We start from the raw sequence: 26,408 nt of genomic DNA on the forward strand, positions 1-26,408 counted from the left end.
TTGTATAGATTTAATTACAGTTAAAGCTCGAAAAGTTTACAGTCTTTATTTTAAAGGCCTTAAAAGCGACTGAGGTGTAAACTTAAAATTACAAATCAACCAATGCAAGTAAAGGCATGGTTAAGATCGTTAATTATGTCGTTAACATCTTCAAGACCAACGGATAACCGGATCAAGCCATCGCTGATACCTGCTGCGGCTCTTTCTTCTGGTGAATACGGAGAATGGGTCATCGATGCAGGGTGTTGGATCAGTGTTTCAGCATCACCTAAACTCACAGCAAGCGTACACAGCTGAGTATTATTAATGAACTGTTCGCCATCTTTTAAGTTGCCTTTTAGCTCAAAAGCAATCACGCCACCGGCCGCTTTCATTTGCTTACCAATAAACTTAAACCCAGGGTGAGAGGCAAGCCCCGGATAGTAAACGGTATTCACTTGTGGGTGTTGCTCTAAAAACTCAGCAATCACTTGCGCACTCTCACAATGGCGCTGCATTCGTATGGCTAATGTTTTTAAACCACGGTTTATTAGCCAGGCATCATGGGGACTAATGGTTGCACCAATGTCTTTAAGTACCGTCATTTTAATTAAGTTAATATGTTCATCTGAGCCACACACTAACCCTGCGACCACATCGCCATGGCCATTTAAATATTTAGTGGCGCTGTGAACAATTAAATCAATGCCGTAATCCATTGGCTTTTGCAGTAACGGGGTAAGAAAGGTGTTATCTATTACGCTAATCAAGTTATGCTGTTTTGCCACTTGGCCTATTAACGCTAAATCAATCACTGCCATGGTTGGGTTGACTGGTGTTTCTGCAAAAATCATTTTTGAGTTTGGCTTAATTGCATCACGTAATTGTTGTTCATCGGTCATATCCACAAAGGTCACCTCAATTCCCCAACGCGGTAACATATGCGCGAAGAACGCAAACGTACAGCCGTATAAAGCGCTTGATGCCACTAAGTGATCGCCTTGTGAGAGAAAACTTAATACCGATGCTGATACAGCGCCCATTCCCGTTGCGGTGGCGGCTGCGGCTTCGCAGCTTTCCAGTTGGGCAACCTTTTGTTCAAGCTCTGTGGTGGTTGGGTTACCTAAACGGGTATAAATATAGCCGGGCTCTTCACCGGCAAAACGCGCAGCCCCTTGCGCGGCACTGCTAAAGTGAAACGTTGATGTTTGGTATAAGGGTGCGGTTAGCGCGCCATGTGGATCGTTGGCTTTTTCTGGTCCGTGGATACATTGACTGTCGATGTGGAGTGTGTTCATTGTCTGATCTTTTTGATTATTATTAATATCATAATCAAAGCGTATCAGCTTCTAGATCACAAGCATGCCGGATGCTCAGATGGCTATCTTCTGTACAGTGACCCAAAGTCACTGTACAGATATCTTGTCAGTTTGTGCTTGCTGAACTCTCTGTTGTCGCTTTTTTACGAGATACAATTTTACTCGCAATCAACTGCGCGGTGCCTTTGAGTAAACTACGCTTATGTTCAAGTCGCGGTAATGGACGGCTTAATTCCATGGCTTTATAGCCAATACGTGCAGTAAATATCCCTGCACTCAAGCCCTGTGCTGCGCGCCCTGATAGTTTACCTAATAATTCCGCACTGAGCGCTGTTGCCGCTAAATCAGATACTAACTCAGCACTGCCAACAAACATCACTTGTTTGATCAGCATTTTATAAAGCTTGATCCGGCTAGCATAACCAAATCCGATACCGTATATCTTACCGATTTGCTCAATCAGTTTAGTGCCCCGCCACAGCACCGCCATCATATCCACCAGTGCCAAAGGACTAAGCGCCACTAATAAACCAGACTCAGTAGCAAAACGGTTGATCAGCTTTTTCGCTTGGGTATCTTGTTTCACTAACAAGCTATCGGCGTACAAGGTCATGATCTCTTTATCGCTATGATGGCTATCAATACTGGCTTTAAACTCGTCAAAGCCGGTTAATTGCTGATGTTTATTGAGCTTTTCAAGCCAAGGTAATGCGCCTCCCACTTGTTCGCTATTCAGTAGTCTATCTGCCTCATGGCGATGCAATTGATTGCGCTTTAAACTACGCAACATTCTATACTCACGCCATAATAGCTTGCCTAATAACAACACCCCGCTCAGCACTGCAATTAAATATACGCTGCCTAAGATGATAGATTGCTGAAATGTCACAACCATAGAAAATATAAATTCAGCTAACACTAAAGTTATAAAGCTAATAACAAAGACAGCTTTAAGCGTTTGCCATTTTGATTTTTTATAAACTGGCGCTAAATCAATTTCCTCGTCCAGCGGCGCGTCATTTACGTGTTGATCTTCATAGTCACCTTGATCAATTACTTTTGCTGGGGTCAAGGTGAGTTCATTCTCTAAAGGCTGTTCACTGGTATCAATACGTCTACCAGCTTGAAATCCTGATGTGGTCTCGCTCATGTTAATTTGTCTCCTAACAGGTACTGCATGACATGATCCAAACGAATGTGTTTTAACTGCTTATCTGGGCTTGGCATTGGCGCAAAGGATAAAAATTCAAAGCCATGACTTGGCCACTCGTCTTTACCCAGAATTCGCAGTGGTGGCTGCGGCGGTAAATAAGTCAACCATTGCGACTCTAATAACGGCTTACCATAAATACAATTAAGGGTTTTGCCTTGTTCAACCACTTGCTTTGGCATCGTTGCAGCAATTGATGACATCGCCATGGTTTCAATTTTAACACCATCAAATTTTAAATGGTTACTTTGCTCATGCACTAACGAATCAAGCAGCAAGGCTAAGTCTTTATGGTGCGCGCTACTGATGTGATCCGATTTATTAGCGGCAAATAACAGCTTATCGATATTTGGTTTGAATAAACGTTTTAAAAAGCCCGTTTCGCCATAGTTAAAATGGGCAAGTAATTGTTTGATCACATCACCTTGCTCTTGTAATGTCTCTGGCCCTTCATTGAGCGCACTAAGCACATCAACCAACACGATTTGCCGATCAAAATTGCGAAAATGTTGACTATAAAACGGTTTAACCACCTCTTTGACATACGCATCAAAGCGTTTCTTTAAATGCGCAAAGTTCGAGCCCGCAATAATTTCATCAGTAAACTTGGCAACAGGAAAAAACAACAACAGTGGCGCGCCTTGTAATTCACCAGGCATCAACATCCGCCCTGGTTGCAACATGGCAAGCTTAGTGTCTTTTTTAAGACCGATTAACAGCGTTTGATAATGCGCGGCAATCTCGCTTAACGCGTGTTCATCAACGGGGGCATTTAGATCAAGTTCACTAAGCGCAGTTAAAAATGCCTGTGCCTTTTCAACTCGTGGAGCGCGCTGTAACAGTGCATATTGCTGCTCACTCCACTGTTGATAGTTTTGCTCTAGCATAGGTAAATCAAGCAGCCACTCACCAGGGTAATCAATAATGTCTAAATACAAGGTTGATTGCGGTGCAAAGTGGCCCCGTAAACCACTGTCACTGCGGTATTTAATGGCAAGGCGTAAAGTGTTTATACGTTCAGTTGAGGCAGGCCAGTGTGGCTGGCCTTCTAGCGGTAATAATGCACTCAAAGCCTTTGTATAATCAAAGGTCGGAATGGTTAGCGCTTGCTGCGGTACAATTTTTGTAGCGATATGACGCTGTTGCTGCATCACATCAAAAAACGGTAAGTTTTTATCAGTCGCTTGGCTAGTCAAATGCTTCACTAAGGCGGTAATAAAAGCGGTTTTACCACTGCCACTGAGGCCAGTAACCGCTAATTTCACATGTTGGTCTAAGCTACGGTGTACGGCTTTTTCAGCCTTCCCTTTAAGCTTATTAAAGGCGTTTTTTGCAGATGAAGTGTTTATCATAATGAGCTAGCACTTCAGCTACATAATTACTTAGTCTAAAGTGCTATTAAATCCTTTATAGCTTATTGATTTCACGGCTAACCGTAAACTCTGTTGAAGTAACATAACGTTCCATTTCTTGTAAACGCGTATCAACACGTCCTAAACGGTCTTTTAAATCTTGTAAAGCACGACGTGGTGGCTCACCTTTTTGCCATACTTTAAATTTTACTTCAAGTGGATCTTCGTGTTGCTGTGTATCAGTCTTACCATGAGTATTAGCTGGCTTTTTATCTAAAATAAACCAAGCGGCGATATAAGCAACTACAAACAGCGGGCCACCCGCTAATAACACTGCCGTTACTACGATAATACGTACTAACCACAATTCCATATTAAAATAATCACTGAGTCCGGCACATACACCAGCTATTTTGCCACGTACTGGGTCTCTTAACAGTTCACGTTTAGTACTCATACTTTACGCCTCCACTGTGGGGCCTCTTGATCAAGTAAGGCTTCTAATGTTTCAACTCGTTCCGCCATTTTTTCGGCTTTGTGTGCAAGCTCAACAAGTTGGCGATGTTCATGCTCGCTCAAACCTTGACTAACTTGCTTTTTACTACGGTAATGTAGAATAAGCCAAAGCGGAGCGACAATAACCATAAAAATTATGATTGGTGGCATTAAAACTTCTGCATCGAACATGATATTCTCCTATCAATCCGTTATATGTTTAAGCACTGGGGGCTATGCCCCCATTTATTATTATTTATCAGCAAGCTTCTTTTTAAGCGCTGCTAGTTCGTCATCAATCTTTTCATTTTGCTGTAAATCAGCAATTTCATCAGCTAATGACTTTTTGCCTAAGTCGTACGATTCTACCTGTGATTCTAGTCCATCAATCTTAGTTTCGTAACGTTCAAAGCGATTTAATGCATCTTCAACTTTAGAGCTGTCGAGTGCTTTTTTCACCTCAAGGCGCGACTCAGCTGAGCGTTGACGCAGAATAATCGCTTTTTGACGTGCTTTAGCGTCGGCAAGCTTGTCTTGTAACGTACTTACTTCTTGTTGCAGCTTATCAATGTGCGACTCTACGTGGTTAAGCTCTTCTTCAACCGCGGTTACCGCTTGCGCTGATTTTTGCTTTTCAAGTAGTGCAGCACGGGCTAAATCGTCACGATCTTTGCTCAGCGCCAGCTCAGCTTTATCTTGCCACTGTGCAACTTGCTCTTTAAGTGTGTCAACGCGACGTACGAGTTCTTTTTTCTCTGCTAATGTTTTTGCAGAGGTTGAACGTACTTCTACTAACGTGTCTTCCATCTCTTGGATGATAAGACGTACCATTTTTTCAGGATCTTCTGCTTTATCTAAAATGGCATTGATATTAGAATTAACAATATCTGCAAAACGCGAAAAAATTCCCATAACATTTACCTCTGTAGTGTTTAACTTAATTGGTCTGCAGTTACTATTACAATATGCTTGCCAACTTTATAAAACACAAAATACAGTAATAATTTCATAATGTTAAACTAAAAATACAAATTCCTTTAGTTCTCCTTGATTATGAAATACACTAACTGTTAGTAAAAATGACTAAGAGTTAGGGAATATGAGCCAATTTCGCCAACAAGATAATTTACTCGGCCAATCAGACAGCTTTTTAGCGGTGCTTGATCAGGTTTCACAACTGGCAAGTTTAGATAAACCAGTGCTGATTATTGGTGAACGCGGTACTGGTAAAGAGCTAATTGCCGCGCGATTGCACTTTTTATCAAAGCGATGGGAGCAAAATTACATTAAGCTCAACTGCGCCGCACTGAATGAAAACCTACTCGAAAGTGAATTATTTGGTCATGAAAGCGGTGCATTCACTGGCGCAAGTAAACGCCACGAAGGGCGATTTGAGCGCGCTAATGCCGGCACCCTGTTCTTGGATGAATTAGCAAATACCTCCGCCATGGTGCAAGAAAAATTGCTACGGGTTATTGAGTACGGAGAGTTTGAACGCGTAGGTGGCAAGCAAACCGTCAAGGTTGATACCCGCTTAGTCTGCGCAACCAATGAAGATCTCCCTTATCTAGCCGAGCAAGGCGAATTTAGAAGCGACTTACTCGACAGGCTCGCGTTTGATGTTATTACCTTACCGCCGCTGCGCGAGCGTCAGGAAGACATCATGTTACTGGCCGAGCAATTTGCGATGAATATGGCCCGAGATTTAGACTGGCAACTATTCAGCGGATTTACCCGCAGCGCCATGGAAATACTGCAAGGCTATGACTGGCCGGGTAATATTCGTGAGCTTAAAAATGTGGTTGAGCGTAGCTTATATCGTCATGGCAGCGAACATATTCCCGTTCACCAGATTATTTTAGACCCATTTGAAAGTCGTTTTAGGCCAAAACAGCGAATTAAAAAACTGCCTACAAAAGCTGTAGAAGCTGCGCCTATTGCCGTTGTCAGCGATGAGCAGATTGTTGCAACAAGCCGCCCGCAATTTCAGTTTCCTTGTAGTTTAAAAGACCTATCCAATGAGTTTGAAATAGATTTAATAAAAAAAGCGCTGGAATATAGTCAATTTAATCAAAAGAAAACTGCAGAAGTACTTGGTTTGACGTATCATCAACTACGAGGCTATTTGAAAAAATACAACTTGTTAGATCAACAATAATAGTCAGAGGCTAAACGAGTGTATAAATTATTACTTGGTATCTTAACGGTATGCCTAACAGGTTGCTTAGACACCAAAGAAAAAACGTTAGAAGAAAAGAATCAGGGCTTAGTTTATTGCGCTGAGGCTAACCCTGTGTCGTTTAATCCCCAAGTGACGACCACAGGCTCTACCATTGATATTATTGCTAATCAATTATATGACCGTTTGATCAGTATTGACCCGGTTACGGCTGAATTTAAAAGCGAGCTGGCCACTGATTGGAAAATAAGTAAAGACGGTAAATCGGTCACCTTTACCTTACGTAAAGGGGTAAAATTTCATACCACCGCTTACTTTACCCCCAGTAGAGACTTTAACGCTGATGATGTGATCTTCACCTTTAGCCGCTTATTCGATGTATACAACCCCTATCACTTTGTTGGTGATGCCAATTACCCTTATTTTCAAAGTGTGGGTATTGATCAACTGATCCGCCAAATTGTTCGCGTGTCTGACTACCAAGTACGATTTGAGCTTTTTAATGCCGAGAGCAGCTTTTTAGCCAATATGGCGACAGATTTTGCCGTGGTGTTATCGCGCGAATACGCCATGCAGTTAAAACAACGTGAGCAGCTTAATTTGTTTGATCAGTACCCTGTTGGTACTGGCCCTTACATTTATAAAGAGTATCGTCGCGATCATTTAGTGCGTTATTACCGCAACCCAGATTATTGGAAGCACCCAGTGGTACTTGAGCAGTTGGTTTACGACATCACCCCGAATGGTACAACGCGAATTGCAAAAATGCTGACAAAAGAGTGCGATGTTACTGCGCATCCAAGCAGCGCGCAGCTGAGTATTCTAGCGCAACGTGACGACATCAACGTGCAAAAAGAAACCAACTTAAACGTAGGTTATTGGGCGTTTAATACCCAGCGCCCGCCTTTTGATGACTTACGTGTGCGCCAAGCATTGGCCCATGCCATCGATATTGAAAAAATCATGCAGGCCGTTTATTACGGCAATGGTATCCGTGCACAATCTTTATTACCGCCCACATCATGGGCGTATCAAGCACAACCTAAGTTACCAGGCTTTAATCCGGATCTGGCTAAAAAGTTATTAATTGATGCCGGGTTTCCGAATGGTTTTAATATGACCATTTGGGCAATGCCGGTGAGTCGTATTTATAATCCTAATGCACGTAAAATGGCTGAGTTAATGCAAAGCGATTTACGTAAAATTGGTGTAAATGTCAGTATTGTTGAATATGAATGGAATACCTTTATTCAGCGTATTGGTGAGCATCGCCACGATAGCGTGTTATTAGGTTGGGCTGCAGATACACCGGATCCTGATAACTTTTTCAGCCCACTGCTAAGTTGCACAGCAGCTTTTAGTGGTAAAAACCCTGCAAATTGGTGCAACCCTGAGTTTGATTTACTGCTCACACAGGCACTCGACACCACCGATTTAGCCAAACGTAAAACCTATTATCAGCAAGTACAAGCTATGCTGATACGTGAATTGCCACTACTGCCCCTTGCCCATGGTATGCGTTTTCAAGCCAGCAGTGCCGATGTAGAAGGCATTCCACTTGGCCCATTTGGTGCAATTTCCTTAGCTAACGCGAGGAAAAAATAATGGTTTTACATTATATTTTACGTCGCTTAGGCTTACTGTTATTTATGATGTTTACCTTAAGCTTATTTACTTTCTCACTGAGTTATTTGTTTCCTGGTGATCCGCTCAGTAATTTAAGTGGCATCAGTAATACCAGCTTTTCACAAACCAGTGAACTACAAGAAAAGTATCATTTTGATGATAATTATTTGATCCAATACTTTGCTTTTCTAGCGCGTATTGTTCAAGGCGATTGGGGCGTATCGTTTGCCTCTGGTGATAGCGTTTTTAGCCATATTATTGATCTGTTCCCAGCAACTCTAGAGCTGAGTATTTATGCATTAATTATCTCGGTAGTAGTTGGCGTGCCAGCAGGAATATTTGCAGCTGCATACCACCGCCGCTGGCCAGATAAACTGGTTAATTCGACAACTTTAGTGGGTTACTCAATGCCTGTGTTTTGGTTGGCATTATTATTAATTATGGTGTTTTCATTGCAACTAGGTTGGTTTCCCATGTCTGGGCGGATGGGGCTGCTCTACGAGATACCTTTTGAAACTGGTTTTATTTTATTAGATATTATACTGGCCGATTTCCCCTACTCAGGTATGGCAATAGTGGATGCCTTGCATCACTTAACTTTACCCACCATCGTACTGGCAATGTACCCAACCACGGTATTAGTGCGTTTTACCCGCGACTCAATGTTAAACGTACTAGATCAAAGCTATATTAAAACCGCGCGAGCCAAAGGCTTAAACCGTGCCCAATTAATTATTCATCACGCCCTGCGTAATGCGCTGTTACCAGTAATAAAACAAATTGGTTTGCAATTTAGTACCTTGATCACCCTAGCCATGATCACGGAAGTGATTTTCTCGTGGCCAGGCATTGGCCGTTGGTTGATTGATAGCATTTACCAGCGCGATTACCCTGCAATTCAAGGTGGTTTATTAGCGGTATCGATGTTTGTAATTCTGGCTACGATTATTGCAGAATTAACCTATACCTTGTTCGACCCGCTGTCACGGAATCAAGCGCATGGCAAAGTTTAATTTATTTTCAGAAGAGTCAAACAAATCGCCACTGGCGCGATTTTGGCGCAAGTTTAAATCCAATCACCCCGCCTTAGTTGGGTTATGGATTTTTATCGCCTTCGCAATTTTGGCTGCCGCCGCACCACTGATTGCACCTTATGGCGTAAACCAGCAACACAGTGATGCCTTATTGATCCCCCCTTCATGGCATGAAATGGGCGACGTGCGGTTTATACTCGGCACAGATGACTTAGGTCGCGACGTATTATCACGATTAATGAATGGTGCAACCTATACCTTTGGTTTATCAGTGATTGCAGCACTTATCACTACTATCATCGGGGTTTTAGTTGGCACCTTTGCCGGTATTAGCCGTGGTCTTCGTTCAAGCTTTTTAAATCACCTGCTCGATATCACCTTATCGATACCGTCTTTATTATTGGCGATTATTATTATTGCGATATTAGGCCCCGGTCTGATGAATACCGTTTGGGCGATTATTTTAGCGCTGCTGCCGCAGTTTATTCATTCAGTACGTAACTTGATTGTGACGGAGCTAAGTAAAGACTACATCACCGCCTTTAAACTCGATGGCGCCTCTAATTGGCATATCCTCTCGCGGGGGATCTTCCCCAATATTTATGAGCACATTGTGGTTATTTTTACTATGGCACTGTCTACCGCTATTCTAGATATTTCAGCATTGGGTTTTTTAAAACTTGGCGCACAACCGCCCACCACAGAATGGGGGGCAATTTTAGCTGAAAACCTAGGTTTAATTTATTTGGCTCCTTGGACCGTTGGTTTGCCTGGGGTATTACTCTTTTTAGCGGTGCTGTCGACCAATTTAGTGGGTGACGGACTACGCCAAGTGCTCAAAGCACGTAAGGCTGACTAAATGCAATTACTTGATATACGAAACTTAACCATAGAGCTGCGTACCTCAGATACCGTGATCCGCGCCGTTGATAGAGTAAACTTGAGCCTTAAAGAAGGCGAAGTTCATGCATTAGTCGGCGAATCCGGCTCAGGGAAAAGCTTAATCGCCAAAGCCATTGTTGGCGTTTTAAATAAGCGCTGGCACATAACCGCAGACCGCATGCACTGGCGCGGGGTTGACTTAATGCGCTTATCAAGCGAACAACGACGGAAAATTGTTGGCAGCGATATCGCTATGATTTATCAAGATCCCAGCCGCTGCCTTGATCCTACTGCGAAAATATTTGAGCAAATTGCCGAAACCTTACCCCAAATGTCAGGCTCGGGCTTTTTCTTAAAGCGTAACCGCGAACGTAAAGACCGCGTAAAAGCCTTGATCCACAAAGTAGGTATCAAAGATCACGAAAAAGTACTGTCAAGCTACCCTCATGAGCTCTCAGAAGGCGTGTGTCAAAAAGTAATGATAGCCATGGCCATTGCCCGTACACCTAAGCTGTTAATTGCTGATGAGCCAACTACAGCGCTTGAAAGCACCACCCGGGCACAAGTATTTAGATTATTAAAAAGTTTAAATCAGCTTAAAAATATGTCTATTTTAATGATCTCCCACGAACTCGAAGAAATCGTCAATTGGTCCCATGGTATGCATGTACTGTACTGCGGGCAAATGGTCGAGGCAGGTCCAACTCAACGTATTTTTAGCCACCCGCGTCATCCATATACACAAGCGCTGCTAAAAAGCTTGCCCGATTACGAGCAAGGGCTTGCCCATAAAGAACCATTCTATGCACTTAAAGGCACCATACCCACTTTGCAGCATTTGCCGATCGGCTGTCGTCTTGGCCCTCGTTGTCCAAAAGCACAAAAAGCTTGCGTGGTCACACCGCCTATAACTAAGCAGCATGGCCACAGCTATGCGTGTCATTTTCCGTTGATTAAGGCGATGAAATAATGCAGCCTCTGTTAAAAGTTCAAGCCCTATCAAAAAGTTTTAATCTTAGAGCGGGGCTGTTCTCACGTAGAAAATTTGACGTACTAAAGAACATTTCATTTTGCTTAGAGCAAGGTGAAACGCTGGCCATTATCGGCGAAACAGGCTCAGGGAAAAGTACCCTCGCAAAATTGTTAGCCGGTGCTGACAGTGCCGACACAGGGCAAATCTTGCTTGATGGCACTATCATTGAAGACAAAGGCATACGGGATCAACAATGTCGCCATATTCGGATGATTTTCCAAGATTCTGAAGCCTCATTAAACCCAGGCCTCACCATCGGCGAAATGCTCAACGACTGCCTGCAATATAACACCAACTTAGACAAACCAAGTCGCGCTGAAAAAATTAGAGCCACCTTGAATAAGGTTGGCTTGCTGAATGACCATCAACATTATTACCCTCACATGTTCAGCGGCGGTCAGTTACAACGCGTCGCCCTCGCCCGCGCGTTAATCCTCGACCCTAAAGTGGTGGTGCTCGACGAAGCCCTCTCCTCACTAGACCCATCAGTGCGCGCACAAACTGTAAACTTATTACTTAAGCTGCAACAAGACACTGGACTTAGCTATATTCTCATCACCCATCACTTAAGTCTTGTACGTCATATTAGCGACCAACTGGTGGTACTTGATCACGGTGAAATCGTTGAATACGGTAAAACTAGAGATATATTTCAAAATCCAAAATCAAAAGTCACCCAGAAATTGTTGAGTTGTTGAAAAAGAAAAAGCTGTAAGCCGTAAGCTATCAGTTTTAGAGCTGCCCGGCGTTAAATTTTGCCTATGGTTGTATGTTGAAGAAAAAGGTTCTAGGTGCTAGGTGAAAGGTCCTAGGAAAAGCCAGAGCAGCCCGGCGTTGAATTTATCACTGTAGGTTGGGTAGAGAGCAACGAAACCCAAAATTTAGTTTGTGAATTGGTAGACGGATTAGAGCGATAACCAGTCATTGAAAAGGTTAAACTTACTCATATTGTGATGAGTAAGAATCTAATTTGTCCGATAGCATTATTAACCAACATTTGGGTACACAATGGCAAGCTTAATTCCTAGCTATTTTAATTACTTGTTTACAAAAGTAATTATTGGTGGAATTATCAGCATATGTAATACACGCCGTTTAGGGTGTTACAAACCACAAAAATGGTGTTCATTAAGCTGTTCGCTTTTTCTCAAATATGGAGTTGTTTTGAAAGTATTTATTAGTTGGTCAGGAGATCAAAGTAAAGATATAGCACAAGCTATACGAGCTTGGTTACCAAGTGTATTACAAACGGTAAAACCATATTTTACTCCTAGCGATATAGATAAGGGAAACCGCTGGTCATCTGATATTGCAGATGAGTTAGACAATTCTTCGGTTGGTATTTTTTGTATAACAAAAGAGAATTTAAATAGCCCTTGGATAATGTTTGAGGCAGGAGCTATATCAAAAAAAGTTGATGCTTCTCTAGTATGCCCAATTCTCTTTGGCTTAGGTAATGCTGATATATCAGGGCCACTGACTCAATTTCAAACAACGCTTTTTAATAAGTCAGACATGTATGCTCTTGTTACTACAATTAATAATTCAAATACTGATAATGTACTTGCTGATGACGTACTTCGTGATGTATTTGAAGCTTTTTGGCCAAAGCTTGAAACACGTGTGATGGAACTCTTAGCTCGTGACACTTCGAATAATGAATCACATCCTCGAAGTGAGCGTGAGCTATTAGAAGAAATACTTGGTTTATCTCGCAATATTCTAAAAGCAGACAAGTTGAAGCTTAATGATGATAAATCTCAACATTTTAATTCTTTAATCTCAAGATTTTTAAGTATGTTTGACTTGGTTTTTGATGCTGATTGGGAGCATACTATTCAATCGCTAGACCCTGAATATTTAAACTATTATATTTCACCTAATGCTACGTTTATTAATCCAAACGTGTCTGATGAACAAAATAACTGGGGCAATCGTGGAAGCTTACTGGCAAGTTATCGAGAATTGGTTTCATTTATCATGGACAATGATATAGATGTTCCAATAAAGCACCCGTGGTAAAAAAGCTAATCGAGTAGCCGGAGGTTTCTAACCTCCAGCCCCCACACCACCCTTCATGCGCCTTTTATTAGTAGGAAGTGCAATGGGCGGTTCATCTCCCGTAATGAATATTGATCCAAATATCCCTCAATGACACTAAACCTTGTGAAGCTAAGTAGTTATTGCCTAGCGCAATGTTAATACCTTTTGTTTTTGAGCTTCTACAAGGGCCTTCGCTTCCAAGCGCCTACTTTTGGTACTGGTGATACCACACGATATGGCGAGTCACTTTAAATTTCTTTAGTGCCTGTTCGTGGATCTGCACTTGACCGTAACGGAATGTGAACCCGAGAAATTTTGAGCCTGATACAGGACCTACCCGACTTTTCGATTCGTTCACTTTGAGCTTTAATCGCTTAGTGATGAACGCAGTAATTTCCCGCTGGATTATTAATCCTTCGCTTTTCGTTTTTACTAAAATGATTATGTCATCAGCGTAACGTGCAAACTTAAGGTGTTTGTAGGTTAGCTTCTTATCTAATTCATCGAGTAAGATGTTGGAAAGCAAAGGGGATAATGGCCCACCTTGAGGGACTCCTTTGGTTGACTCAAACCACAGACCTGTTTCGCGCTCTGCGATCCCCGCTCGTAAGTATTTACCGAGTAGGTGCATGAGTGCTTTGTCTTTGATTTTACGGCTAACACGATTCATCAGCATGTCATGATCTACTTCATCAAAGAACTTAGACAAGTCGATATCAACCGCTGTTTTATAACCTTGTTTAACACAAGACTGAACATGGTTCACTGCTTGACTGGCTCTTTTATGAGGGCGATAACCATAACTATGTGGTGAAAATTGAGGCTCAAAGTAAGGGCTGATCACTTGAGCAATGGCTTGTTGGATCACTCTGTCGATAACAGCAGGGATCCCAAGCATTCGCTCACCGCCATCAGGTTTGGGTATCATCACGCGTTTGACTGGCAAGGGTTGATAAGTGCCGTTAAGTAATTGTTGTTTAATACCCAGCCAATGTAACTTAGCGAAGTCATTAAATTCCTCAATACTCATATTATCAATACCCGCAGCCCCTTTATTGCGCTTAACATGTTGCCATGCTGCGCTAATATTGTGGTTGCTTAGTACCTTTGCCATAAGGTCATGATCTATTTGGTTATATTCATTCGAGGTATTATTCACAGTCGAACGCTGTTCATCACTATCACAACACGGTGATCTATGTGAATTCAAGTTCATTTGTAGTGTCTCCTCTGGTTAAGATGTTCAGGCCTTCACCGTGTCCCCTCCATTACGATGGGCGTTTGGCTACTATGCCGTCTGCTGACTTCTGATAAATCACTCTAGCGATTACTCGATAAAGCGCGTCTAAAACTAACGCTTGTTTACTGCTATTTCGCTCGCTGTAGGTCGCAGCAACCAAAGCGCCAAGGGTTGAACAACCAGTCCCTAACTGGTAATCTCCAAGCGTTAGCGCGGATGCGTGTTTATCAGATCTCCCCGAATAAGATGCATCGACTTTCTCTGCACAACTGCATCATTTACGGTGGCCGTTAGATCACATGACTTCGCTATCTTGTGCTAGCTCGTCTCCAGCCTACGCCTCATATGATGTTTTTGTTCATCAGCTCACAGATTTGCTAGCGGCTTCCTTCAGACTATCTCTCGCGATTTAGCCCTTGCCATTCGCTAGTAGTTATCGTTTAATAACAGTATGTTATTTAAACGGTGATCTTCCTACAGAGGACTTTCACCTCATAAGTCAATGCCCATGTCGGGCGTACACAAAGTTGTCAAATTGACAGTTTTTCCATCGCTCCTTTTTGTGCTTAATAGCACAACGGGCTCCTCCAAAACTGTAATTTACAACGGCGTTAGTTGCCTATGGAGTATCAGTTGCACTTTGATGAATTAAAATCGATTATCGATACTGAAAATGACCAAGAATTAAGTCTTACTTCTAATTCTTGGGAAATTATTAAAAACTCTAACTCCGAAGTGCATAATTGGTTATCTAAAGAACAATTCAATCTCATATTTTCAAGTGTTTCTGAATCTAAATATGGCGAAACGGTGTTTGTATTTGAGACCCTTGAACGTAAATATAAACACTCAGGTTTAACTAAAAGGTTAAGCGTACAGCTAAATTTAAAATGGTCTAAATTTGATAAGTTTCAAAGCTCTACTGAAATTATATATTTCTATATGGTTCCAAAAAGTTTAAATTGGGTTTTATACGCAAACAGAGACTTTTGGCAATTCGCAAAAGGCAACTAATAAGCTGTTATATGTTAAACATGGATTTGTGATGAATATTGAAAATGGAGATAAAACTCAAGTTAATGTAAGGCAGCGTGAAGTTCAATTAATCCTGAATATAATTCAACCGGATCCAGATGGTCAGCCGCTAGTTATCTCTGATTCAACTTGTTTTCATAATGTTACTTGGCAAAATATCACTGAAATAGAAGAGCGATTAAGGTTTTATTTTAAAGATGATTTAGTTGCTCCATTAACAACACCAATTTGGCAGTTTATAGATAAAGTTAAACTACGATATCCAGGATGGCCAGATAATTAGTTTGGTGTAAGTTTACATATAATCGGGTGGCCTGAGGCCTCTAGCCTCCAGCCTCCAGCCCCCCATCATGCGCTTTTTATTAACTGAAAATGCAATGGGAGGTTCATCTTCCGTAAGAGGGATATGTGGTCGCCTCTTGCGTTTTGCCACTTTCTTTTTGAATGGCCGCATCAATGCACTAGGCGGTCTAATTTCCATCTCAATTATTGATGTTTTCTCATAAGCGCAGCGTCTCTTAATCTCTTTGTGAATTATTTCTACATCTTAATCGAGTTGCTTTTAGTGCGACTGAAAGATAGCATTAAGCTCCATCCTAAATAATCATGGACGAATTTTGAAAGCTTGGCTTCTCCTCTTTTTGTGTATTTTTTCTATTGCTAGTCATGCTGTTATCAAAAGGCATGATGTTCCCGCTGAAAACTACTTATTAAATGATGCACCGAAATATCTCATTGACTTGCCTCACGAGGGGCACGGAGTATTAATTCATGAACAATGGGTTGTCACTGTGGCACACACTATTTTTTATGACTATAGAGGTAAAGAGTTAAAAATTGGTTTAAACCACTATCAAATAGAAAACGTGTTTATTCACCCTGAATTTAAAAAACCGAGTAAAAGTCTATTAAGTGGTGATTTAGCACCTTTAATGAGCTTTTTAAAAGCTAGAAGCGACATCGCATTAATCAAGTTATCGAGCCCAGTAAGCAGTGTTCAGCCTGTTAGTCTATATAAAAATACAAATGAGGCAGGCAAAGTAATCACTGTATTTGGTAAAGGCGCTACTGGTGATGGACTCAAAGGCGAAGTGCTTGAAACTAAATCATCAAAACAATTAAATCAATTTCAGAATATTGTAGATGGCGCGCAAGCAAATTGGCTGACATTCAAGTTTGACAAACCACCCAAAGTATTGGCTTTAGAAGGAATGCATGGCTCAGGGGATAGTGGTGGGCCTTCTATAATCTATCGAGAGAACAAACCTTTTTTAGTGGGGCTTTCTAGCTGGCAATTTGCATATGGTGACATTTCCGATTTTAAAGCTGGATTGTATGACACTACCGCTTACCAAGTAAGGATTTCAAGTTATGTAAATTGGATAATGGAAATAATGCATCATGAATAGCATTCCCCATTCTTTGCTTTTAGCTCGATGCTATTTCGATCTTTATACTCAAATTTAAAATAATGAAAAATTTAACACACCTATTCATGCTAGTGCTTTGTATTTTCTTTTTGTCAGGATGCACTTCAATGGGGAGTTACGTCATGTCTAACCCTGACGTGTATCTTTCTGAGACTGAATTTATAAAAGTAAAGCCAAGTGAAATTGGTTTTAAAAAACATACTTTTTGCTCCGCTAATTCTTCGCAGTGCATTACATACTTGGCTGCTTCAGCTTATCAAGCTGCTGATTTTCCAACTGGAAGTGCACCCTATTACAACCTTCATGCAACAGGTAATGGTGTTGAAAATACTATTTCACATAGAATGCTACCTGCTACATTTAATCGGTTTAAAGGCACCGCATTGCTACTACATGGTTACGGTGGTAGCAAAGAGGTAATGATGGCTACGGCTATCTATTTTAGAGCTCTTGGCATGGACGTTGTGATCCCAGACCTGTTTGGTCATGGGGAATCAACAGAAGCTTTTGCCTTCGCTGCAAAAGAACATACTATTTTAAACGAACTACTTACACAGTTATCTTTAAAACAAACAGATAAACGTACTATTGCAGTAGGTCATTCTATGGGGGCGCTTACAGCTACAAACCTGTTATCTTCAAAATACATTAACGCAGCTATTTTACTGGCACCCATGATGAGCTTTGAGCTGGCCGCCAGAGAATACTTACCTTACAAATCTCCTCTACTGAACAAACTGTTTCAAAATCAGCTAGGTGATATTGTTAATCAAACGATGATTAACGCAAAAGTAACGATTCAGGAAACTGACTTGCTTTATAAGCTCAAAGGGACTGAGAAGCCTGTACTGCTAATAAACTCAAATATAGACACTCTTTCGCCTCCAGCTTATTTTTCGTCAATTCAAAACGAACAGGTAGAGAAAGTTGTATTTAAAAATCGCTCACATTCAAGTTTAATGGTGTTTGGTAGTAATGATATAAGTGAAGTTGAACACTGGTTGCTGAAGTTATAAAAGCAATTTCGTTGGGGTTTCGTTGCACATTTCCCAACCTTCGTGTCTTACACAAAAGAACCCGAGGTAAACTCGAGGCTACAACACCACACTCCCCTAGTGCCTAGTTACCTAGCTCCTAGCACCTGGTTATCTAGCACCTTTAACCTTGGGAATAAAATGGGGTCACCCATTAGAAAGTTCCAGTCAAGCAGGTAGCTGTGTTTACGATTTAAAGTGAGTTAATCTCTTCTTTTTTTAGCGCTTACTTGGATGTAACAGTGCGACTAAAGCAAATAACCATTTAGCATTGAAAAGAGACCATTCAGCAATATTCAGGGTGCTTTTCGACGCTAAATGCGTACCATGAACATATTCATTAACTACTTGTCTTGATTATGGTCAATCTCACATTGCAGCGAAACGAATATTTCGCAATTTTAGCTATCGTTGCCGCAATAAGCTTTGCTATCAGCCTTACTGATTGGACGCAGCGGGGCATGCTGTTGTCGGCGAATATCGCGCTTTCTTCTATTTTGGCTGTTGTGCTGATCTACTGGCTACCTATGATGATAAGTTACGTACTCATTATCCGTTTCAAGATAGGCAATTGGCCGCTGCAATATATCGGTTTTTACGGGTTGATGGTAATGGGCTGCTTATATTGGGGTGTACTCAGAAGTGGAATGTTAAATACCCATGCATTTTCACTGTTTGAGGCGCTAACAATCGCACTGCCTTGGTCTAGCGGTATTTTTGTGGTGGTTAAGTTCTACCTTTCCCAAAAGTTGCTAAAACAAGAAAAACAGCTTCGCCAACTTGCTGAAATTAAGTTATTACACAGCCAGTTAAACCCGCACTTTATGTTCAACAGCCTCAACACAATCGCAGCCTTTGTACCAAAACAACCAGAAGTAGCACAGTCTTTGGTTCATAACCTCGCTGCGGTATTAAGGTATTCATTAACGCATTCAGTAACAAACGGAAAAATACCGAGCAAAGTATCCGTTGCAGATGAGCTTGTCGCACTAAATCAATGGTGTGAGATAGAGCAGAGCCGATTTGGGGATGCGCTTCTCATCGACTTTGATATCGACGACGCGTTGTTGAGCGAAGTAATTCCGCCAATGATTTTACAGCCGATTTTAGAAAATGCAGTAAAACATGGCAACAGCAGGCCGCTTCACATTGATGTATTAATCAAAAAGTTAGCGAACCAGTTAGTGTTCAAAATCAGTGACAATGGGATGGGCTTTAAGGAGCAGGACATATTGGGTTCGTTAGGCGCGGGACTCGGTCTTTCGATCACCCGCTCAAGGTTAAAGTTGGAAGAAAATGCCGACCTTAGGCTTTGTAACGACATGCACACTGGCGGTGCAGTTGTCAGCTTTTCACTCACACGAGGAACAAAGTAATGTTGAACATTGCGATTGTGGAAGATGAACAACCTGCCATTGATAAGTTAACTGAACAACTTGGCCAGATCACTAAGCACAATCTAGTACTAACTTGTAACACGGCATTAGCATTTCTTGATGCACATCAAGAATTTGTGATAGATATTGTGTTTGTAGATATTAACTTGCCCGAATGCAATGGTGTCACTTTGGTCGAAGAACTACAAGGGGTGGGGTTTTCAGGTGCGATAATTTTTACCACGGCTTACAGTGAGTTTGCGGTTGAAGCCTTTACGCTCGGTGCGGTTGATTATCTGCTCAAACCGTATAGTACTGAACGCCTAGCGCTCGCTTTATCGAGAGTCAATCGTGTTATAACGACAGGGTCAGTCGCTACTTTAACGAGTAAGATAGCGGGGAAAACATCGCTAATTGATGTCAGTAATATCGAACTTATAAAGCTGGAATACGGTCAAGCCATCGCGTTTAGCAATGGACAGCAATATCCCATTGATGGCTCCCTTGAGGAGATCCAACACCAATTACCAACACATTTCTTAAGAGTTCACCGTCATGCCATTGTAAACCAAAGTGCGATAACTGCGTTTGAACGCTGGGTTACAGGGGGTTACCTTGTAAAATTGCGTGATAGCAATTTGCAAGTTGTGACCAGCCGGGGCGGTGCAAAACTACTCAAACAACAACTGAGCAACACAGGGCTCAGCTAACTCAAAAAAAGGTAATAAAATGATTAAAATTATGATGCCATTTTCTTTGGTAGGGATTCTTGCGGCCTGTTCAAATACGACTATTCCTGATGTTAAGCGCCAGTTTATCGACGATGGTCAGACTCACCCACTGGTTGTGGTGTTAGGTGGCAGCGAAGGGGGAAATACACTCGCTAATCCTCAGTGGAAACCATTTTTAGATGGGTTTAATGATATTGGTATCTCAGTAGCGGCACTTGGTTATTATGGCACTGAAAATACACCGAACAGTGCAGCTGAATTATCTTTGGATGACATAGCCAAACGGATAAAAGCATTGAGTGCAGATCCAAAGATAAACCAAAACTGCGTGGCGGTATATGGCTTTTCTAAAGGAGCAGAGCTTGCATTGTTACTCGGTGCGCACTTTGATGAGATAAACCATGTTGTGTCCATCATGCCTAGTCACGTAAGCTGGAATGCTGTTAAGACCTTGTCTTCTCGCTCGAGTTGGACGCTCAGCGGCAATGCTCTGGACTACATTGATGCACCACTGCTGTCATGGAAAATGCAAAAGGGGAATGTAACGGGTGAGTTTACACCTGCCTTTGAGGCTGCATTGGCTGAGGCAACTCCTGAAGCAATTGCAGCCGCTCGTATCCCGGTTGAAAAAACCAATGGGCCAGTGCTACTGGTCTCTGCCAAACACGATGAAATTTGGCCATCGTACAGAATGGCTGGATATATAGAAGCTGGTTTACATGAAGCTAGTTTCTCTCATCCATTTAAACATATCGCACTTAATTCGGGTCACTACAGTTTTAACAAAAAAGTGAAAACTGAGGTAAATCAATTTTTAAGCGAAACCTTGGTAGCACGTTGCGCGAATAAGTAGTAATGAATTAACCCAGTTTTTATATTCTTTGTCGTTGCAAAGTTTATCGAGCTGCAGGTAGCGTTGTGCCTGCAGCTTTTAATCACTTTTTGTATTTTGCCGGTGTGATCTGAAACTCTAATAAGATGAGATTGATCAGCATAGTCGCAATCTAGTAATAATGATCGAAGTCTTTCTTTTTGTGCTTATTGACTTGTATTCCGTTGAGTGGTTAGAAACTGAGCTTCCCCTGATAAAGTAGACATTGAGTGGCTAGTTGATTTAACTCGTACCATCTAAGTAATATAATAAAAGAAGCTTTTATATAAAAACAACCTCCCCTTCTAATAATACTTATATTTAGCAATAACTTACCCTTTACTATTAATAGAAAATACTAAAATAAGAATGTTACCAAGTTAAGATAAAAAATGCTCTCTGATAAAGCTGTTACATTCACTTGTCCATTATGAGCAAGTATACTTTCATCAAAATTAAAATAAGCCATTGAATAATAGAAATTTTATTTATTAAATTGCAAACAACTGTGATATATGCAATATTACAGACTACAAGCGTAATCTAACCGTACTTTTTATTTACAGGCATGCTAGATGATTAAGGGAACATAGTTTATGGGAAAAAATATATTTTTTTGTCTTTGTATAGGGTTGTATGGAATAAAAGCTATCGCACAACAACACAACTTTGCTGAATTAATGCAGTGCCATAACTCTTCAGAAGCCCCAGGTATGGCTGTTAGGTTAGAACAGTCAGGTAAACATATTTATAGTGGTGCAGTTGGTTTGGCAAATATTAATACTGAGAGGCCTCTTAACGTAGATGATATATTTCAAATAGGTTCTGTCACGAAAACATTTACTGCTGTAGCAATCTTGAAACTATCGGAAGAAAAAAAACTATCGTTACAAGATACATTAGCGAAATTTATTCCTGATATTAACCCTGAGTTTAGATACTTAACGATTGATAGAATTTTAAGCCATACTTCTGGTCTGCCAGATTACTTAGGGGACCCTTCAGTAAGTAAAATTTATGATAAATATGCTTCTATTGATCAAGTTATACAAAGTATAAGTAAACAACCTCTTAACTCAGAGCCTGGTAAAAAATATAGTTATTCAAATTTGGGTTACGTCTTTCTGGGAAAAGTCATTGAAATTGCTTCTGGGACTCCATATGACCAGTTCATGTCCAACACATTTTTTAAACCTCTGAAAATGGATAATACTTTTGTTATTACTAAAGGAACATCTGCTGGGGAAGTAAACGGCTACACTACTAGTCGCAATGAGCCTAAAAAGTATATTAATCCGGAAGATTCAACAGAAAGGCGATGGAATGTTGATCGTAGTTGGATCTATTCTGCGGGCGCTATTGCTTCTACACTTGCTGATATGCACCTTTGGCAAAATGCATTAAAGTCAGGGCAGATAATTTCAAAAGAAAACTATAATCTAATGACCTCCAAGGCATTATTAAATAATAATGCGCATGTGGATTATGGATATGGCTTAGATATATACAAAATAAGTGGATTAGATAGCTTTAGCCACCAAGGTCAGGTTCCCGGATTTTTTGCTTGGCATGTCTATTTTCCAAATGAAGATTTAACCGCTACAGCGTTAACCAACATCGACACAAAACACCCAGGCCCCGCTTTATTAGACATGATAGCACTACAACTAAATTTATCCCCTAAGCCAGTAAATAGTCAAAAAATAAAGGCTATAGCAGCATCTTTAGTTGGCAGTTATCGTTCTTCCGATTCAAAAACTTTAACCATTTCGTTCGAAAAAGGTACACTTTATTCTCAATATGAAGGTGAAAATAAACTAAAAATCATACCACGGGAAAACAACTCGTATTCTTATGAGTGTACTGAAAATTACTTTCAGCTTAGAGAAAATAATGGGAAGCATGAAATCGTCCCAGTGTATTTATATCAAGGTGAGCAAGATGCACTTGTTAAATTAGAATTATGAAAAATAGACTAAGGTTATCAACGGTTGCTCATAACACTAGGCGGTCTAATTTCCACCTCAATTATTGATGTTTTTAATATTCTCTCATAAGCGCAGCGTCTCTTAACCTCTTTGTGAATAAATCACTTAAAGGGCTTTCCCAAAATTCAGAATACATCGAAGAAATAAAAACACTCGATAATGCAGTGCATTGGTGCAGACTGACAGGGTATTTTTTCGTTGGGTTTCGTTGCACTCTACCCAACCTACGCGTGTTACATAAAAGCAGCGCGAGGTAAACTCGAGCCTACAAGCCACACTCCCCTAGTCCCTAGTTACCTAGCGCCTTTAACCTTTAACCTTTAAGCCTTTAGCCTTGTAACTAACTCCTGTGTCTTAATTTAAAGTGACTTATTATTTGTGCATAGGCTATACTGTACAAATTAACGTACATGAACATTTTGGAGTTGTTATGGATGCTATTAGTTATACTGCTGCTCGCGCTAATTTAGCGAGTACCATGGCGCAGGTGTGCGATGATCATGCGCCGATTATTATTACCCGCAAGAGTGAAAGTCCGGTGGTGATGATGTCATTAGAAGATTATAACGCCATGCAAGAAACCACTTATTTACTTAGATCCCCTGCAAATGCCCGCAAGCTTTTAGAGTCAATTGCCGAACTTGAGCAAGGTGAAGGCACGCAAAAAGAGTTACTTGAGTGAAGTTAATCTTTTCAACTCATGCGTGGCAAGAGTACCTTTATTGGCAAGGTCATGATAAAAAAGTACTGAAACGTATAAATTTATTAATTAAAGATATTCAACGCAGCCCACATGAAGGGTTAGGTAAGCCTGAGCCATTAAAACATGGTTTATCTGGATATTGGTCTCGCCGCATAAATGATGAGCATAGAATCGTATACAAGTACCAAGACGATACACTTTTAATCGCGCAATTAAGATATCACTACAGTACTTAAAAAAATACAATCATTGCGCGAGGTAAACTCGCGCCTACAAGCCAATCCCCTAGCGCCTAGCCCCTTTTAATGCACCCACAAAAAAAGCGCCTTTCGGCGCTTTTTTAGGTTTGCTTAATTAACTATTACTCTGTGGCGGTTGGCGCCTTAGGTAAGTTTAATTCTGCGTTTGCTTTTAAAGCTTCAATGAATACCATGTAGTTTTTGTTAACTTGGGCCATGGTAATATTTTGCTTAAGTTGCGCTTCAATTTCACCTTCAACAGTGGCGTTAGTCACGGCTTTTAAGGCTACAATTGCTGCATCACCGTTGTTTAATTCAACTTTTTCAACCACTGCTGTATCAGTTGGATGAGCCATTTTAAAGGCGTGTTGCACGATAGCAGGCGATACTGTGTAAGCTTGGCGAGTCAGTGCTGCTTCTTGACGTAGTTCTAAGCCTTGCTCAGTTACTAGGTCATTTAAGCTCTTGCCTGCTTCAATTTCTGCATACAGTGTTGTTGCTTTTTCTTTAGCAAGCTCTGATGCTTTTTGACTAACTAAGCGTGCTTTAATTTGCTCAGAGACATCAGCAAGTGGTTTTGTTGCAGCTGGTTTGTGCTCTTTAACACGCACTAATACCACATGCTCATCGCCCACTTCGATAACTTCTGAGTTCATTTTATCTTCAAGCACATCTGGCGAGAAGATAGCAGCGATTACCGCTGGTGTATTAAGCGGTGCTGGTAAAGCATTACGGTCTACAAGTTCTGTCGTTTGTACTTCAACACCGGCAACTTCTGCAGCATCAACTAAGGTATCTGAAATTTCAAATGCAATAGCGCCCATTTCTGTTTGCTTTTCATAGAATGCATTTACTTTTGCAGTGCGCTCAAGTTCAGTTCGTAAATCAGCTTTAACAGCGTCATAAGCTTTAACCTGTTCACTTTGAATATCAGTTAACTGAATGATGTGGTAACCAAACTCAGATTGTACTACATCTGAATAATCGCCTTTATTTGCTAATGCGAATGCCGCATCTTCAAACGCAGGGTCCATCATGTCGCGTTCGATCCAATCTAAATCACCGCCCATTTCAGCACTAACGATATCATCAGATGATGATTCAGCTAATGCAGCAAAGTCAGCACCTTGCTGTAGTTGTGCTAATAAGTCTTCTGCTTTTGCTTTGGCGGCATCATCGTCTTCGCTGTTATCAACTAAGATATGCGCTACACGGCGTTTTTCTGGTTCAATGTATTGCGCGCTATTTTGCTCGTAATACGCTTTAACGTCTGCTTCGCTTACATTGCTATCAAGTGTTAGGTTAGCTGCATTTAAATCAATGTAGCTTACTGATACTTGCTCTGGCGCTAAAAATTGTGATGTATTCAAGTCATAGTAATCGGCAATTTCTTGCTCGCTTACAGCGACATTTTCTTGTAACGATTCTTTACTGATCACAACATAATCAATACTACGTGTTTGTTGTTGTAGTGCTACAGCACTGGCCAGTTCACTATTTAAGGCAAAGTCAGTACCTGCAACGGCTGAAATTAGCTGACTACGGGTCATTTCTTCGCGTAAATATTCACGAAATGCATCTGGCTGGAAGTTCATTTGGCGAATGACTTGTAAGTAACGATCGTTGTTGAACTGGCCGCCAATTTGGAAGTATGGCAATTCTAAAATCGCTTTTTTAACACTGTCGTCACTAACACGTAAACCGAGTTCTGCCGCTAGTTGTGTTTGCAATTCTTGTTGTACTAGACGGTCAACAACGCCTTGACGAATTTGTGCCATGTAATTTGGATCAGCTGCAATTTGTGCAAAGTATTCGCCAAATTGTTGCTCTAAACGTGCACGTTCGTTTTGGAACGCACGGCTAAATTCGGTTTGGCTAATTTTAACTCCATTTACTTCAGCTACGGGCTGCTCTGTGGTTTGACCTAAATAACCACCGATCCCTGCTAAGGCAAAAGATAAAATCACCGCGCCTAAAATAACTTTAGCTACCGGTCCTTGCGAACCTTCTCTGATTTTCTCAAGCATTTATTTATCTCTATTCTATTCGAGGCAGAAATCGCCTTGCTTATGTAAAAAAAGCGTATCTTACCAGATACGCTTTTTCACTTGAAGCAGTTGGCGAGAAAGATAGTTAATTAAGCTGTAAAAGCGATTAACTTCTTACACTGCCAAAACTAACTCACTAAAGAGCAGTGATTAGCTATTACATGCGTCTTTAAGCGCTTTGCCCGCTTTAAAAGCTGGGATAGTCGCTGCAGCGATTTGAATTGTCTCGCCAGTTTGTGGGTTACGGCCAGAACGTGCAGCACGCTCACGTACTGAGAAAGTACCAAAACCAACAAGTGCTACTGAATCGCCATCTTTAAGAGCGCCAGAAACAGCCTCGATGAATGAATCAAGTGCACGACCCGCAGCCGCTTTAGAAATGTCAGCATCAGCTGCGATTTGATCGATTAATTGAGATTTATTCACAATATCATCCTCTTTCATTGTTATTATCAAGAGCGATTGTTTTTTAAACTAACATCACTATTTTGAAAATTTTAGAGCAAACTTTTTCATGCTCATACGATTGTAATTTTTCTTAAGCCTAGGCCACATAAGGCC

Annotated in this window: 25 protein-coding genes and 1 pseudogene; 17 read left to right on the plus strand and 9 right to left on the minus strand. The window is 41.1% G+C overall.

Translation table 11 applies throughout. The features are described 5' to 3' along the window. Nucleotides 1–95: 95 nt before the first annotated feature. The 6 genes from megL to pspA all read right to left on the minus strand — a co-directional run bounded on the left by megL (nt 96) and on the right by pspA (nt 5,267). Complete coding sequence (gene megL, locus A7968_RS18915; protein ID WP_064668103.1) at nt 96–1,277, minus strand: methionine gamma-lyase; 1,182 nt, start codon at nt 1,275–1,277, stop codon at nt 96–98. Nucleotides 1,278–1,404: 127 nt separating this feature from the next. After that, nucleotides 1,405–2,448, minus strand: coding sequence for a TIGR01620 family protein (locus A7968_RS18920; RefSeq protein ID WP_064668104.1), 1,044 nt, complete (start codon nt 2,446–2,448; stop codon nt 1,405–1,407). Beyond that, a complete protein-coding gene (locus A7968_RS18925) occupies nt 2,445–3,860 on the minus strand; it encodes a YcjX family GTP-binding protein (RefSeq protein ID WP_371850154.1) in 1,416 nt (471 codons plus the stop codon). The genes A7968_RS18920 and A7968_RS18925 overlap by 4 nt, the downstream gene beginning before the upstream one ends. 55 nt (nt 3,861–3,915) lie before the next feature. Continuing rightward, a complete protein-coding gene (gene pspC, locus A7968_RS18930; protein WP_064668105.1) occupies nt 3,916–4,317 on the minus strand; it encodes an envelope stress response membrane protein PspC in 402 nt (133 codons plus the stop codon). Next, nucleotides 4,314–4,547: an envelope stress response membrane protein PspB gene (pspB, locus tag A7968_RS18935; protein ID WP_064668106.1), complete on the minus strand. Its 234-nt coding sequence runs from the start codon at nt 4,545–4,547 to the stop codon at nt 4,314–4,316. The genes pspC and pspB overlap by 4 nt, the downstream gene beginning before the upstream one ends. Nucleotides 4,548–4,607: 60 nt before the next feature. Next, the gene (pspA, locus tag A7968_RS18940; protein ID WP_064668107.1) at nt 4,608–5,267 is read right to left on the minus strand and encodes a phage shock protein PspA; all 660 of its coding nucleotides are present in this window, start codon (nt 5,265–5,267) and stop codon (nt 4,608–4,610) included. Nucleotides 5,268–5,454: 187 nt separating this feature from the next. Between pspA and pspF the strand changes: the two genes are divergently transcribed. The 7 genes from pspF to A7968_RS18975 all read left to right on the plus strand — a co-directional run bounded on the left by pspF (nt 5,455) and on the right by A7968_RS18975 (nt 13,131). Continuing rightward, a complete protein-coding gene (pspF, locus tag A7968_RS18945) occupies nt 5,455–6,513 on the plus strand; it encodes a phage shock protein operon transcriptional activator (protein ID WP_064668108.1) in 1,059 nt (352 codons plus the stop codon). An 18-nt stretch (nt 6,514–6,531) separates the two neighbouring features. Then, entirely contained in the window at nt 6,532–8,139 is a 1,608-nt protein-coding gene (locus A7968_RS18950) for an ABC transporter substrate-binding protein (RefSeq protein WP_064668109.1), read from the plus strand. Then, on the plus strand, nt 8,139–9,173 hold the full coding sequence (locus A7968_RS18955; RefSeq protein ID WP_064668110.1) for an ABC transporter permease: 1,035 nt from the start codon (nt 8,139–8,141) through the stop codon (nt 9,171–9,173). Before A7968_RS18950 ends, A7968_RS18955 begins: the two co-directional genes overlap by 1 nt. After that, nucleotides 9,160–10,053 (plus strand): ABC transporter permease subunit, encoded by an 894-nt coding sequence (locus A7968_RS18960; protein WP_064668111.1) that lies wholly within the window; start codon nt 9,160–9,162, stop codon nt 10,051–10,053. The genes A7968_RS18955 and A7968_RS18960 overlap by 14 nt, the downstream gene beginning before the upstream one ends. Beyond that, a complete protein-coding gene (locus A7968_RS18965; protein ID WP_064668112.1) occupies nt 10,054–11,046 on the plus strand; it encodes a peptide ABC transporter ATP-binding protein in 993 nt (330 codons plus the stop codon). Further along, nucleotides 11,046–11,807, plus strand: coding sequence for an ATP-binding cassette domain-containing protein (locus A7968_RS18970; RefSeq protein ID WP_064668113.1), 762 nt, complete (start codon nt 11,046–11,048; stop codon nt 11,805–11,807). The genes A7968_RS18965 and A7968_RS18970 overlap by 1 nt, the downstream gene beginning before the upstream one ends. A 310-nt stretch (nt 11,808–12,117) precedes the next feature. Further along, nucleotides 12,118–13,131: a toll/interleukin-1 receptor domain-containing protein gene (locus A7968_RS18975; protein ID WP_227008897.1), complete on the plus strand. Its 1,014-nt coding sequence runs from the start codon at nt 12,118–12,120 to the stop codon at nt 13,129–13,131. Between the two features lie 91 nt (nt 13,132–13,222). Here A7968_RS18975 and ltrA read toward each other — a convergent pair. Next, nucleotides 13,223–14,368, minus strand: a pseudogene (gene ltrA, locus A7968_RS18980) (group II intron reverse transcriptase/maturase). 657 nt (nt 14,369–15,025) lie between these two features. Here ltrA and A7968_RS18985 point away from each other — a divergent pair. From A7968_RS18985 to A7968_RS19035, 10 genes are all read left to right on the plus strand, one after another. Continuing rightward, nucleotides 15,026–15,406: a hypothetical protein gene (locus tag A7968_RS18985; RefSeq protein ID WP_064668135.1), complete on the plus strand. Its 381-nt coding sequence runs from the start codon at nt 15,026–15,028 to the stop codon at nt 15,404–15,406. A gap of 31 nt (nt 15,407–15,437) precedes the next feature. Continuing rightward, a complete protein-coding gene (locus A7968_RS18990) occupies nt 15,438–15,710 on the plus strand; it encodes a hypothetical protein (protein ID WP_064668114.1) in 273 nt (90 codons plus the stop codon). A gap of 334 nt (nt 15,711–16,044) precedes the next feature. Continuing rightward, nucleotides 16,045–16,836 carry a trypsin-like serine protease gene (locus tag A7968_RS19000; protein ID WP_064668116.1) on the plus strand — a complete coding sequence of 264 codons (792 nt, stop codon included), beginning with the start codon at nt 16,045–16,047 and terminating at the stop codon, nt 16,834–16,836. Between the two features lie 143 nt (nt 16,837–16,979). Beyond that, a complete protein-coding gene (locus A7968_RS19005) occupies nt 16,980–17,873 on the plus strand; it encodes an alpha/beta hydrolase (RefSeq protein ID WP_227008895.1) in 894 nt (297 codons plus the stop codon). A gap of 377 nt (nt 17,874–18,250) precedes the next feature. Continuing rightward, nucleotides 18,251–19,267, plus strand: a complete 1,017-nt coding sequence (locus tag A7968_RS19010) for a sensor histidine kinase (protein WP_064668118.1) — start codon at nt 18,251–18,253, stop codon at nt 19,265–19,267. Further along, nucleotides 19,267–19,977 carry a LytR/AlgR family response regulator transcription factor gene (locus tag A7968_RS19015; RefSeq protein ID WP_064668119.1) on the plus strand — a complete coding sequence of 237 codons (711 nt, stop codon included), beginning with the start codon at nt 19,267–19,269 and terminating at the stop codon, nt 19,975–19,977. Before A7968_RS19010 ends, A7968_RS19015 begins: the two co-directional genes overlap by 1 nt. Before the next feature lie 19 nt (nt 19,978–19,996). Continuing rightward, complete coding sequence (locus tag A7968_RS19020; RefSeq protein ID WP_064668120.1) at nt 19,997–20,851, plus strand: acyl-CoA thioester hydrolase/BAAT C-terminal domain-containing protein; 855 nt, start codon at nt 19,997–19,999, stop codon at nt 20,849–20,851. Nucleotides 20,852–21,465: 614 nt separating this feature from the next. Continuing rightward, nucleotides 21,466–22,836 (plus strand): serine hydrolase domain-containing protein, encoded by a 1,371-nt coding sequence (locus tag A7968_RS19025; protein ID WP_064668121.1) that lies wholly within the window; start codon nt 21,466–21,468, stop codon nt 22,834–22,836. A 451-nt stretch (nt 22,837–23,287) separates the two neighbouring features. Beyond that, complete coding sequence (locus A7968_RS19030) at nt 23,288–23,539, plus strand: type II toxin-antitoxin system Phd/YefM family antitoxin (protein WP_064668122.1); 252 nt, start codon at nt 23,288–23,290, stop codon at nt 23,537–23,539. Next, nucleotides 23,536–23,796: a Txe/YoeB family addiction module toxin gene (locus A7968_RS19035; RefSeq protein ID WP_064668123.1), complete on the plus strand. Its 261-nt coding sequence runs from the start codon at nt 23,536–23,538 to the stop codon at nt 23,794–23,796. Before A7968_RS19030 ends, A7968_RS19035 begins: the two co-directional genes overlap by 4 nt. A 125-nt stretch (nt 23,797–23,921) precedes the next feature. On the opposite strand, the gene ppiD is transcribed toward A7968_RS19035, so the two are convergent. Both ppiD and A7968_RS19045 read right to left on the minus strand, forming a co-directional pair. Then, entirely contained in the window at nt 23,922–25,826 is a 1,905-nt protein-coding gene (ppiD, locus tag A7968_RS19040; protein ID WP_064668124.1) for a peptidylprolyl isomerase, read from the minus strand. 171 nt (nt 25,827–25,997) lie between these two features. Continuing rightward, nucleotides 25,998–26,300, minus strand: a complete 303-nt coding sequence (locus A7968_RS19045) for an HU family DNA-binding protein (protein WP_301562686.1) — start codon at nt 26,298–26,300, stop codon at nt 25,998–26,000. Between the last annotated feature and the right edge of the window lie 108 nt (nt 26,301–26,408).

The sequence above is a fragment of the Pseudoalteromonas prydzensis genome (genome assembly GCF_001661495.1).
GTDB lineage: Bacteria > Pseudomonadota > Gammaproteobacteria > Enterobacterales > Alteromonadaceae > Pseudoalteromonas > Pseudoalteromonas prydzensis.